Origin of the sequence: Tautonia sp. JC769 (assembly GCF_040717455.1) — a bacterium.
In the GTDB taxonomy this organism is placed as follows: Bacteria; Planctomycetota; Planctomycetia; order Isosphaerales; family Isosphaeraceae; genus Tautonia.
In genome coordinates, this window is sequence record NZ_JBFEFH010000025.1 from 12,884 (window position 1) to 25,644 (window position 12,761).

Annotated in this window: 10 protein-coding genes; 2 read left to right on the plus strand and 8 right to left on the minus strand. The window is 68.0% G+C overall.

Annotated elements, in window-relative coordinates; translation table 11 throughout:
• Positions 1-65 precede the first annotated feature (65 nt).
• The 8 genes from recA to selB form a co-directional block, all read right to left on the minus strand.
• A complete protein-coding gene (recA, locus tag AB1L88_RS20905; protein WP_367098703.1) occupies positions 66-1,103 on the minus strand; it encodes a recombinase RecA in 1,038 nt (345 codons plus the stop codon).
• Positions 1,104-1,270: 167 nt separating this feature from the next.
• Positions 1,271-1,858, minus strand: coding sequence for an RNA 2',3'-cyclic phosphodiesterase (gene thpR, locus AB1L88_RS20910; RefSeq protein WP_367098637.1), 588 nt, complete (start codon positions 1,856-1,858; stop codon positions 1,271-1,273).
• A gap of 97 nt (positions 1,859-1,955) precedes the next feature.
• Positions 1,956-2,915, minus strand: coding sequence for a carbohydrate kinase family protein (locus AB1L88_RS20915; protein WP_367098638.1), 960 nt, complete (start codon positions 2,913-2,915; stop codon positions 1,956-1,958).
• An 82-nt stretch (positions 2,916-2,997) separates the two neighbouring features.
• Entirely contained in the window at positions 2,998-4,542 is a 1,545-nt protein-coding gene (gltX, locus tag AB1L88_RS20920) for a glutamate--tRNA ligase (RefSeq protein ID WP_367098639.1), read from the minus strand.
• Positions 4,543-4,655: 113 nt separating this feature from the next.
• Positions 4,656-4,949 (minus strand): hypothetical protein, encoded by a 294-nt coding sequence (locus AB1L88_RS20925; RefSeq protein WP_367098640.1) that lies wholly within the window; start codon positions 4,947-4,949, stop codon positions 4,656-4,658.
• A gap of 930 nt (positions 4,950-5,879) precedes the next feature.
• The gene (gene mnmA / locus AB1L88_RS20930) at positions 5,880-6,971 is read right to left on the minus strand and encodes a tRNA 2-thiouridine(34) synthase MnmA (RefSeq protein WP_367098641.1); all 1,092 of its coding nucleotides are present in this window, start codon (positions 6,969-6,971) and stop codon (positions 5,880-5,882) included.
• A gap of 118 nt (positions 6,972-7,089) precedes the next feature.
• Positions 7,090-8,526 (minus strand): L-seryl-tRNA(Sec) selenium transferase, encoded by a 1,437-nt coding sequence (gene selA / locus AB1L88_RS20935; RefSeq protein WP_367098642.1) that lies wholly within the window; start codon positions 8,524-8,526, stop codon positions 7,090-7,092.
• Positions 8,523-10,457, minus strand: coding sequence for a selenocysteine-specific translation elongation factor (selB, locus tag AB1L88_RS20940; protein WP_367098643.1), 1,935 nt, complete (start codon positions 10,455-10,457; stop codon positions 8,523-8,525). Before selB ends, selA begins: the two co-directional genes overlap by 4 nt.
• A 439-nt stretch (positions 10,458-10,896) precedes the next feature.
• On the opposite strand from selB, the gene AB1L88_RS20945 reads away from it, so the two are divergent.
• A complete protein-coding gene (locus tag AB1L88_RS20945) occupies positions 10,897-11,094 on the plus strand; it encodes a hypothetical protein (protein ID WP_367098644.1) in 198 nt (65 codons plus the stop codon).
• Positions 11,095-11,261: 167 nt separating this feature from the next.
• Positions 11,262-12,332 (plus strand): DUF1559 domain-containing protein, encoded by a 1,071-nt coding sequence (locus tag AB1L88_RS20950; protein ID WP_367098645.1) that lies wholly within the window; start codon positions 11,262-11,264, stop codon positions 12,330-12,332.
• The last annotated feature ends 429 nt before the right edge of the window (positions 12,333-12,761 follow it).

Below are 12,761 nucleotides of genomic sequence, written 5' to 3' on the forward strand. Positions count from 1 at the left end.
CCCGGATCGACAAGACGAAGGCCGGTCCCGCCCCGGACGGGACAGGCCCGGCCCCGATCGGCCGGTCACTCCTCGGCGAAGACCTCCGCCTCGTCGTCCTCCAGCTCGCCGTTGTCGCCGGGGGGGGCATACACGGCCTCGCCCGGGTTGTGCTTGGCCAGGATCCGGGCCGTGATCTCCTCGGTGACCGCCGGGTTGTCGCGGAGGAACTGCTTGGCGTTCTCGCGACCCTGGCCGAGCCTCGTGTCCCCGTAGTTGAACCAGGAGCCCGACTTCTCAATGATCTTGTCCGCGATCCCCAGGTCCATCAGGTCCCCTTCGCGGCTGATCCCCTGGTCGTACATCATGTCGAATTCGCAGACGCGGAACGGCGGCGCGACCTTGTTCTTGACGATCTTCACCTTCACCCGGCTGCCGACGACATCCTCGCCGTCCTTCACCGAGCCGATCCGCCGCACGTCGATCCGGCACGAGCTGTAGAATTTCAGGGCCCGGCCGCCCGGCGTCGTCTCGGGGCTGCCGAACATCACGCCGATCTTCTCGCGGATCTGGTTGATGAAGATCATCACGCTCTTCGACCGCGAGACCCCGCCGGTCAGCTTCCGCAACGCCTGACTCATCAAACGAGCCTGGAGGCCGACGTGGCTGTCGCCGATCTCCCCCTCGATCTCGGCCTTCGGCACCAGGGCCGCCACCGAGTCGAGCACGATCACGTCGACCGCGTTCGACATCACCAGCATCTCGGCGATCTGGAGCGCCTCCTCGGCGCTGCTCGGCTGGCTGACGAGCAACGACTCGATGTCGACCCCCAGCCGCTTGCACCACGACGGGTCGAGCGCGTGCTCGGCGTCGATCACCGCCGCCACCCCGCCGGCCCGCTGGGCGCTGGCGACGGCGTGCAGGGCGATGGTCGTCTTGCCGCTCGACTCGGGGCCGAACAGCTCGATGATCCGGCCCCTCGGCAACCCCTTGCCGCCCAAGGCCAGGTCGAGCGACAGGGCCCCCGTCGAGATCCCGGCGATATTCAGGTGGCTCTGCTCGCCGAGCCTCATGATCGCCCCGGCGCCGAACGACTTCTCGATCTGGCTGATCGTCGTGTTCAGCGCCTTCTGCTCGGCCGAACCCGATGCCGTCGCCTTGGTATCCGCCGCCGCACTCGCACTCGACTTTCGGGCCACGACATCGCCTCCCCTGGGAGATCGGCTTCACGGATCTCGCTGATCGACCGTGTACGCAAGGACACCAATTTATCGCATCCCGGGGGGCGAAGTCAAGGTGAAGCCCCGGCCAACGGGGCAGATCGCACCACCCGGTAGGTCGGCCCCCTCGGCGTCAGTTCCGAGGCCATCACCACTACCTCCTCCACCGGCAAGGCGCCGGGGCTCCAGGCCCGATGTTGATCGCACAGCTCCAACAGATTCGGCGAAGGGCCGCGCCCCGCCTTCGATCGGGCGATCGTCACGTGGGGATGGAACCGATCATCGGTCGGAGGGTGTCCGGCCGTCGCCGCCGCCTCGACGACCGAACGCTGCAACGCGTCGAGCGAGTTCAGTGCGTCGCCCACGATCCCTACCCAGAGAACGCGAGCCCGATTCGGATCCGGAAACGCCCCGAGCCCCTTCAACTCCAGGCCGAACCGGGGATACGCACTGACTGCCTGGACAACCGCGTCTCCGAGCCGTTCCAGTCCACCCGTGGGGACATCCCCGAGGAAGGCGAGCGTCAGGTGGAATAACGCCGGGTCGGTCCAGCGAAGCCCCGCGACCCGCGGTTCGAACGACCGTTGCAGCGCCTCGATCGCCCGACGCGACGCCTCGGGCAACTCCACCGCCAGGAACGTCCGGGTCGTCGCCCCCATCGCTCGCCTCCCCTCGTGCAAGGTCCAGGGAACGGGACGAATCAAACCCAGGGGGGGCCGAAGGGAACAGGGCCCCGGCCCTCCCCGGCCATCGCGATCAACCCAGCAGCGAATCGACCTCGTCCGACGCGCCGTAATTCTCCCGGTAGCGTTCGACGAACTCGGTGATCGAGTAGGAATGCTCCTGCGGCCCCATGTGCTCGACGGCGTGAACCGCCGTCAGGGCGGCGATCCGCCCGGCGGTCGGCCACGAGAGGCCGCGGGCCATCCCGGTGATCAGGCCCGCGCGGAAGGCGTCGCCCGCCCCGGTCGGGTCGACCACCTGCTTGGGTTTGGCGGGAGGAATGTCGAAGCTCTCGCCGTCGGCCACGATCGTCGCGCCGGCCTCCCCCTTGGTCACGACCGTGATCGGCACCCGACGGTGCAGTTCCTGCTCGGCCACGCCGAGCTTCTCGGCCATCATGCCGAACTCGTAGTCGTTGCCGATCAGGACCTTCGCCCCCTTGCACCCCTCCTCGAATTCCTCCTTCGACATCCGGGGGATCTGCATCGAGGGGTCGTACAGGTACGGAATCCCCCGCTCGGTGCACTCGGCGGCGTAGCGGGCCATCGCCTTCGGGTCGTTCGGCGCGATGACCACCATGTCGCGGTCCGTCGCCCCGAACTCGACCGGCGAGACGGCCGCGGCGTGCACCATCGCCCCCGGATAGAAGGCCGTGATCTGGTTGTCCTGCAGGTCGTTATTGATGAAGCACGACGAGGTGAATTCCCCCGAGTGTGCCTTCACCCCGGCCAGGTCCACGCCATGCCGTTCGAGCCACGCGTGGTACTCGCCGAAGTCCTCCCCCACCGCGCCGACCAGCACCGGCCGGTTCCCGAGCAGGGCGAGATTGAAGGCGATGTTCGCCCCCGTCCCTCCCCGCTGCCGCTTGAGCGAATCGACCAGGAACGAGACGCTCAGCACGTGCATCTTCTCCGGCAGGATGTGCTCCCGAAACTTGCCGGGGAAGACCATGATGTAGTCGTAAGCGATGGAACCGGTGACAAAAGTACGCATGATTCGGTGTTCGGCCTTTGGTCCAGCAACAGCATCGGGAAACGTGAGAGACGTCGGTTCGAGACCGGGTGGAACGATGAGATCAGGACTCCGCCAGCATCGCCCGCGTCTGGGCGATCCGGTCGATGCAGGACTCGCGCCCGAGGATCACCAGGCAGTCGTACAGCCCCGGGCCGACCCCCTGGCCGGTCGTCGCCACCCGCACGGCGTTGACCACCTTACCGATCCCCTCGCCCTGGGCCTCGGCGTACCCTTTAATCCGTTCTTCCAGGGTCGCCAGGTCGTACGGCTCGACCTCGGCCAGGATCCCCTGGATCGCCTCGAGGATCGCGGGCACCCCTTCCTTGCGCAATCGCTTCTTCACGGCGTCGGGGTCGTAGCTGATCTCCTCGGCGAAGAAGTACCGGCCCAGCTTGATGATGTCCGACGCCACCTTGAGCCGATCGCCCAGGGCCTCGATCACCTGCCGGTAGCGCCCGGCCTCCGATTCCGAGACCTCCGCCGGCTGCTGCAGGAACGGCAAGATCTCCTGATGTTCCGCCGCGGGCGGGTCTTCCTTCTGATTCTTCCGGCGCCGGCTCCAGGCCACGAATTCGTCGGCATTCCGGATGTAGGGGGCGGTCAGGCTGACCTTCCGGTCCAGGTCCGCCACCTTCATCCATTCCCCCTCGATCCAGAAGAGCTTGTCCGGGTCGTGGCTGGCCGGCGAGCTATTCACGCGGTCGAGCGTGAATTTCTCGATCAGGTCGGCCCGGGAGAACATCTCGGTCGTCTCGTCGTAGCTCCAACCGAGCCGGGCCAGGTAGTTGAGCATCCCCTCGGGCAGGTACCCCTCGTTGATGAACTCATGCAGCCCGACGGCCCCGTCCCGCTTCGACAGCTTCTTCTTCGACCCCGGCGCCGCGACGTAGGGAACATGGGCAAACTGGGGCAACGGATACCCGAGCGCCTCGAAGATGAGGAGCTGCGGGAAGGTGTTCGTCAGGTGCTCCTCGGCGCGGACGACATGGGTAATCTTCATCTCGGCGTCGTCGACGACGCTGGCGAAATTGTACAGCGGGGAGCCGTCGGGACGGACGATGACGAAGTCGGCCACCTCGTCGGTCTTCATCTCGACCGGCCCCTTGATCAGGTCGTTGACCACCAGGGTCTGACCGACCGGGACCTCGAACCGCAGGGCGTACGGCCGACCTTCCTTCTCGTATTGTTCGAGCTGGTCGTCGGTCAGCGGCTTGCGTCGGAAGCGGTAGGCGCGCTTCTCGGCCTCGGCGGCGGCCTTGTCGGCCGCGCGCTCGGCCTCGGTCGAGTAGTCGCGGTACACCCGCCCCGACGCCACCAGGCGATCGGCGGCCTCGCGATACAGGTGGCCGCGTTGCGACTGGAAGTAGGGTCCGTGATCGCCGCCGACCTCCGGGCCCTCGTCCCAGTCCATCCCCATCCATCGGAACCCGTCCAGGATCAAGGAGACGGCCCGTTCGACGTGCCGCTGCTGGTCGGTGTCGTCGATCCGGAGGACGAACTGCCCGCCGTGGTGACGGGCGAGCAACCAGTTGAACAGGGCCGTGCGGACCCCTCCGATGTGGAGGAATCCGGTCGGGCTGGGCGCGAATCGGGTCCGAACGCTCATGGACGGGTCACTGCGGATCGTGGCCGGGGCGAGTTCGTCGACGTGACGAGATCGGGCACCACCTTAGCGCCGAGACCTTCGCCTTGTCAACCGGGGCCGCCGCGGCGGACCCCTCATGCGCGGGCCGACGGGCCCGAGGCGTTCGAGAGCAGACGGGCATCATCGCCCGTCGCGTGCTTCTCGTAGCCGAGCTCATGCAGGACTTCCAGCACCTCGCTCCAGGTGGGGAACATGCGGCCGCTTCGCCGCTTGTATTCCTGCATGGCGGTCATGAACTCGATCTCCTCCGCGGAGTAGTCGCGCTCGCTGGTCGTCGGGTCAATCTTCCGACGCCGGCCGCTGGACTGGCGGGCCGCGGAGGCTCGCCGGGCCTGGTCCGAGGCCTGGCGATCGGTCCATCTGCCCATCGATTCGATCTCCGATGGTTGCGGGGCCGCGGCGATTCCCTGCGATCGTTCCTTAAACATGGTTCGTCCCTCTCGGATGCAGCCCCGATCACGGCTCGCGAGACGACCGTCTCGGGGAAACGCGGTGGCTGAGGAGGTTCCGGTCCAACCGCCTGAGAGCCCCGGGGCCCTGCCGTCCGATTCCTGCCCCTGGTGCGATGATGCGTCCTCAGCCCCCTCGATATCGACCATACGACCCGAGGCCGATCCTGGCGCCTGTTGCGCGCCGATTCCTCCGATTGCCCCCGGAATCTCGCCCGAGGCCACGCCCCCGATCGGCGGACACACCACCGACCACGCCTCGAACCCCGGCCGATCCCCCCGCCCTTCCATCGGCGCCAGTCGCACCGGCCTTCCACCCTGATGGCTCATCATCGACGCTCCTCTCAGCGGAATCCGTCGCGCCCTTCGATGTGATGCGCCGTCGTCCGTCGACGGCGCACGTCCCCCCTCTCCAACGCATCAACCGCCCCGGTCGCGGGCCGAGGGCGCGAGCGCCCACCGCCCGGAACGTCGCCGGCAGACGCCCCTCGGGCCTTCCCGAGGACAACAGCACGAGCGGCCACACCGCGAGGCGGCCGGAGCGCCCGGCCTACCCCAGGAATGTCCCGCGCAGCACTCCACCCGATCAGATTCGGGCGAGTGGATGAGTGTGACTCCCAGAGACCGATGCGCCCCCCATCGTCGGGTCACCCATCGATCCCTCGAATTGACGCGCCGATCCGCTCGCTCAAGGCAAGCTGTTGCGTGACGTGACGATCGGCCTCGCCTTTCTTTGGACGGCGTGAATCCGACTCTTCGCCAGATTCGCTCGCCGTTCATGTCTTACTACGCAAGGGCACTCGGCGTCGTGACGCAACGCAACGCGGTTGATTCCCTGCAGTGATGCGTTCAGGCAACACCCTGACCGTCGATCGCCTGTTCGATCCAGCCGCCCCCGAGCACCAGGTCGCCATCATAGACCGTCACGATCTGCCCCGGCGTGACGGCCGGCTGCGGCGTCTCGAACCGGACGCGGGCCCGATCGCCCTCCAGCGGCTCGACCACCGCCGGCACCGCGCGATGCCTGGCCCGGATCTGCGCCTTGCACGCCAGCGGGCCCTCGGGCCGGGCCACCTGCCAGTTGAAGCGACCGGCCTCCAGCCCGGCTTTCTCGAGCGATTCGCGGCGGCCGATGGTCACGGTCTTCGACTGCGGCTCGATCTGGACCACGTAGCGCGGCTCCCCGAAGGCGATCCCCAGCCCGCGCCTCTGGCCGATCGTGAACCCCTCGATCCCCTCGTGCCGGGCCAACTCGTTGCCGTCCTCGTCCACGATCCGCCCCGGCTCGCTCGATCCGGGGCGACGATCTCGCACGAACCTCAGATAGTCGTCATCGGGGATGAAGCAGATTTCCTGGCTGTCCTGCTTGGCATGGACCGGCAGGGCCAGCTCGCGGGCCATGTCGCGGATCGCCTCCTTCGAGTACTCGCCGACCGGCAAGAGGACGTTCGGCAACAGCTCGCGTCTCAGGCCGAACAGGACGTACGACTGATCCTTCCCCGGATCCAACGCCCGAGCGATCCGGGGCCGGCCGTCGTCGCCGGCAACCATCCTCGCGTGGTGTCCGGTCGCCACGAAATCGGCCCCGACCTGCTTCCCATACGCCCAGAGCTTGCCGAACTTCAGCCAGACGTTGCACAGGACGCATGGATTCGGGGTCCGCCCGGCGAGATACTCGTCGGCGAAGTTGTCCATGATCCGGCTGAAATCGCGCTCGAAGTCGAGCGCGAAGAAGGGGATGTCCAGCCGGTCGGCCACGGCCTGCGCATCGAGCGCATCGGTCACGCTGCAGCAGGTCTTGGCCCGGCGTTCCGCGGTCTCGGCGTGGGCCCCGGTCCTCATGAACAGGCCGATCACCTCGTACCCCTGTTGCTTGAGCAAATGAGCGGCCACCGAGCTGTCAACCCCGCCACTCATCGCCAGGACCACCCGCCGACCCATTCCCATCGCTCCATGTTCGCGTCGCGAAGCTCGGGCGCAACCGCCCCCGGGGCGATCGACCGCATTCCGTTGTATCGTAGGCACACGCACCGCGTTCGGACAAGCCGAGGTGTCCCGATCAGCCGCGGACCAACGCGTCGATCGCCTGCACGATCACCTCGTCATCCTCCTCGAACACGGCCCGCAGGTCGAACCAGAGCGCCCCGTGTTGCACCCGGCAGACCACGCCCGGAGTCCCGAGCCGCAGGGCCCGGCTCGCCTCGGCGGCCGTCGCCCATCGGCCGGGCAGGGGGGGCTCGATCCGCACGCAGGCCGAGGCGATCGCCTCATCCGGCGCACTGCCGCCGCCGAGGTAGGCGAACGCCCCCTCGCTCGTCGCTGCCAGCCCCATCGACCCCCGGAGCCGGTCGGCCAGCCGCCCCGCCCGATCGCCCAGCCGCTCCACCGGGACCGAGAGGAACCGCCAGAGCGGGATCGACCGCGCGGCCCGATCCGGGTCCATCGCCAGCCGGAGCGTCGCCTCGAGCGCCGCCAGGGTCATCTTATCCACCCGCAAGGCCCGCATCATCGGATCGGCCTCGATCCGCCGCACCACCTCGGCCCGACCGATCAGCAAGCCGCACTGTGGCCCCCCCAGCAGCTTGTCCCCCGAGCAGAGCACCAGGTCGGCCCCGGCCTCGATCGCCTCCGCCACGGTCGGTTCTCCGACAATTCCCGGCGGCCGGCCCGGCCCGAGCGCCCCCGACCCGATGTCGTCGATCGTCAAGATCCCTCGTGAACGTCCCAGCTTCGCCAGCTCTGCAATCCCGACCGATTCCGTGAAGCCGACGATCCGGTAATTGCTCGGATGAACCCGCAAGAGGGCCGCCGTCTCGGGGCCGATCGCCCGCTCGTAGTCCCCCAGCCGGGTCTTGTTCGTCGTGCCGACCTCGTGGAGACGGGCACCAGAGCTTTCAAACACCTCCGGCAGGCGATAGCTGCCGCCGATCTCGACCAGTTGCCCCCGGGAGACGATCACCTCCCGACCCTTCGCCAATGCCCGGAGCGCCAGCATCGTCGCCCCGGCATTGTTGTTCACGACCGCCGCGGCCTCGGCCCCGGTCAGGCGCCGCAGCAAGGCCGCAACGCCGATCGACCGCCGCCCTCGGGTCCCCTGGTCGAGGTCGAATTCGAGGTTGCTGTACCCGACCGCCACCCGGGCCACCGCCTCGACTGCCTCCCTCGCCAGCGGAGCCCGGCCCAGGCCGGTGTGGAGCAAGACCCCGGTGGCGTTGATCACCGGCCTCAAGGTCGGCCGATCCTGTTCCAGCCGCTCACACACCGACCGAATGACCGCATCGTCATCGTCCACTGCGGTCGGATCAACACCGCGAGCGATCGCCGCCCGGGCCTCGTCCAGCACCGCGCGAACGACCCCCAGAACGGTTTCCCGGCCCTTCGCCTCGATCGCCTCGGCCAGCTCGGGACGGCCCAGCACCGCATGAACCGGCGGCAGGCGGCGGAAGGCCGAGGAGTCCGGCCGCTCGATCGGTCGATCGTCCAGGTCGTCACTCATCCCAACGGTTCCTCCGCCACCGATCCCAAGCGTCGCACGTCCCCTTCTCGGATCGTCAGGCCAATCCGATCCAGATATTCTCCGATCGGCACGGCATACTTCCTCGACGTGCCGAGCAGGTCGCGCAGTTCGGCCATACTCAAGGTGGCCCCCTCGCCAAGGCGTTCGGCCACCAGGCGTTTCAGCTCCAGGTCGGCTTCGACGTCGAGATAGAGCGACCGCGGCTCGACCGCCGCCAGATGCCCTTCCTCGGCCAGCAGATCGAGCAACTCCGGCACGATCTCGCGACGATTCCCGGCCCGATCCAGCAACTCCGCGGCCATCGGCGGCGCAAAACCGGTCCCGCGATGGGCGTCGAGCAACTCGGCCTTCAGCCTCCGCTCCGCCTGCGTCAACTGCGGCTGATACCCGGCCAGGGCGACCGTCCTCGCATTCGCAATCAGTCGGCCGTCCTTCGCCAGCCGGTCAATCACCGCCCCCACCAGCGACTCGCTCTTCAGGTCGCTGAGCATCCCCAGCACGCTCGACCGCCGGACGCTCGACAGCCTCGGGTTCCGCTCATGCAGCCGACCAACGGCCCTCACGACCCGATCTTCCAACGTTTCCAGATGTGACCGCACAATCCGGATGGTCCGTCGCGGACCGACCGGCAAATCGACCAGTTCGCCGCTGGCCCGGGCCTCGGCCGCCACCCGATCCACCTCATCGGGCGCAAGCCCCGCGTCGCGCGCCAGATCAAGATTCGACCACGCTTCCAGTCGATACGACCCCATCACCGCGCTCGCCCGGTCCACCGGGTCGGCGCTCCGCAACCGGGACAGGCGACCCCGGTCCCCCAGGTCCTTGCGTCGGATCCGACGAGCGACCGGCTGGAGGATCTGGCCGCCGCCGACGGTCCAGGGCGGGCTCTCCTCTCGGATCACGAACGGCTGGCCATACTCGGCCACGACCGGCTCCCCCAGGAAGAACTGGGCAAACCCTTCGAGGCCCGGCGCCAGCTCCGGACCATCAAGCAACGACAGCGAGGCCGTCACCTCCGCCGTCCCCAGGTGCAACCGATACCGCCCCCGATGCCGCAACGCCCGAGGCGCATCGGCCGAGGCCCGCAGTGCCGCCGACAGCACGACCGACGCCCGCAAGAATCCCGGGGTCGCCAGCTCCTGCCCGCGCCGGATCTCCGAGTGATGCACCCCCGCCAGGTTGATGGCCGCCCGCGCCCCCCGCTCGATCCGATCCACCGCCTGAGCGTGCCGGTGCAAGCCCCGGACCCGCAGCCGACGCCCCTCGGGCAGCCATTCCAGGTCGTCTCCCACGCTCACGCCCCCCGAGACGACCGTCCCCGTCACGACCGTCCCGTGCCCGGCGACGGTGAAGCATCGGTCGATCGCCATCCGAAACGGGGCGTCGGTCGCCACACTCGGAATCGATCCGGCCAGGCGGGCCAGCGTCGACCGCAAGGCATCAATCCCCAACCCCGTCGCGGCCGACGTCCGCACGATCGGCGCCCCTTCCAGGAAGGTCCCGGCCACCAGGGTCCGCGCGTCCTCCTCGACCAGGTCCATCCAGTCCTCGGCGGCCGTGTCGCACTTCGTCAGGGCGATCAGGCCGGACCGCAGCCCGAGCAGCTTCAGGATCTCCAGGTGCTCCCTCGTCTGCGGCATCACCGAGTCGTCCGCCGCGATCACGAGCAGGGCCAGGTCGAACCCGGTGGCCCCCGCCAGCATGTTCCTGATGAACCGCTCGTGCCCGGGCACGTCCACCAGGCCGATCCGGACCTCCCCCAGATTCAGGGAGGCAAACCCGAGGTCGATCGTAATCCCGCGCTGCTTTTCCGCCGGCAATCGGTCGGTATCGACGCCGGTCAGGGCCCGGACGAGCGAGGTCTTGCCGTGATCGATGTGTCCGGCCGTGCCAAGGATGAGGTCTCTCACAAGCTCGACGATCCCAAGGCCGATGTTCGGCTGCCCTTCCCGCCCTTCGTTCGAGCACTCGATCTTACCGGAGCACGCCCGCCTCAGGAACCAGCCGCCCTCCGCTCCCCGACCGGCCGGCGGCCATCCCGGCACCACCCCGCGAATTTCCCGAAATCGGGATCGATTTTCCTTGACTCCCTCCAAGAGTCTAATTAGGTTCGATTCAATCATTGGACGCCAAGGCATGTTTCCCCGACATCACGCCACTCAAGCATGACGCCTGCGGCCCTGGCCCGGTGATTCCCCGGAAGTTGCCGACGTTCTTCGTGTCCCTGGGTCGGGGGCCTCGCCGTGGTCCACCACGGCCTCATGTCGCTCAATAACGCAACCGCGGCACCCTGCTTTTCACCCAATCCTTTCGGATTCGGGAGCGCCCGCGGTACGCAACGGGAGAATCATGATGGATACCACCTGGCGGAGACGCCCGGGAAGGCTCGCGCGGATCTTCGCGCTCGGGGTCGCCCTCGCGGCCGTCGGCTGCGGCGGCGGACCGAAGACCGGCGACCTCATCGAAGACGCACCCGGCCAGCAGGCCGGCGAACAGGCCTCCCGCGAGGAGATGGAGCGCCTGATGAAACAGGGGATGACGCGATAACGAGCCGGGATTCGCCGCCGCGACCCACCCGAGCACACACGCTTGCTTGTCCACGCGTCCCCCGATCGATCAACGCGACAATCCCCCCCTCGCCGTTCTTTCACCGATCGCGTCTCAACCTGCCGGAAGCTTCCCGGCCGGTCTCACCCTCGAAGGAGCCGAACACGATGCGAACGCAATCGACCCGGACCCCGTGGCCGACGAGACGAACCGAAGGCGGTTTCACCCTGATCGAGCTGCTCGTCGTCATCGCCATCATCGGCGTGCTGATCGCGCTCCTGCTGCCCGCAGTCCAGAGCGCCCGCGAGGCCGCCCGACGCGCCCAGTGCACCAACAACCTGAAACAAATCGGCCTTGGCATGCATAATTATCATTCGGTCTTCGACACCTTCCCCATGGGGTCGTCCCGCGTCTACGCCGACGAGGCCGGGACGATCTACGCCTGGAACAACTGGAGCGCCCACGCCCTGCTCCTGCCCTACCTCGAGGCGAAGCCGATCTACGACGCCATCAACTTCCAGCTCCCCCCCGTGGCCAGCCCGGCCGGCGAGCAGGCCAACGCGACCTCGTACCGGACCCTCGTGACCAGCTTCCTCTGCCCCTCGGACTTCAACGCCGGCCGCCAGTTCTCGAATAACTATTTCGCCAGCCTCGGCACCACCATCGGCTACCGGGCCCAGTCGGTCAGCTCCGGCCTCTTCGCCATGACCCAGGCCTACCCCATCTCCCGAATCCGGGACGGCACCGCCAACACGATCGCCTTCTCCGAACGCCTGACCGGCGTCCCCGGCCAGCCCGACCGCACCCCCGGCAACGGCGTCGTCGGCGTGACCGGAGGCGGCATGTGGGAGAGCACCAACGCGCTCGAGAACATGCCCGGCCTCCAGCTGACCCTCCAGGCCTGCGACCAGTTCTACAACACCAACGGCGCCCAGTCGTCCGGCTATCAGAACGCCGGGCAGTACTGGGGCTGGGGGGCGCCCGCCCTCACGCTATTCAACGTCATCGTCCCCCCGAATTCGACGCGATCGGCCTGGAATTCCTGCCGAGAGGGCTGCGGCGGCTGCGGCATGGACAACTCCCACATCAGCAACGCCACCAGCGCCCACCCGGGCGGGTGCAACGTCCTGATGGGGGACGGCAGCGTCCGGTTCGTCAAGCAGACGATCGACCAGCTCACCTGGATGGCCCTCGGCACCCGCGCCGGCGGCGAGGTCATCAGCGCCGATCAGTACTGACCGGCCCCCCGGCCGGCCCCCGGCCCACACGGGGGCCGGCCGCACGCGATCCGAGCGGCGGGCCGATTCCCTCTTGACCCCCGACCGCTCCCGGTTCATACTACGGCCGCTCGACCAGCCCAACCGCGAGAGCAGCAACACGGAACGTTCGGCCGACACAGGCCCGGGCATCGAGCACTCGGAATCGCCGGAATTGCCCGCCACTTCCGACTCCCGAGCGAAGACACCACTCGCGTGACATCAAGGAGGAGACCCTTGTCATGAAGACAACACATCCACGCCAGAGGATCGGGCTGAGGCAATAAGCCTTCCGCCGTCCCGATCGATCCGGTATGGTCGATCGGGTGGGGTCCGCGGTCCGGAATGACCGTCGGATTCGACTCCGTCGAATGGAATCGAAGGATTCGCAATCGAGCACGGATGCCTGCG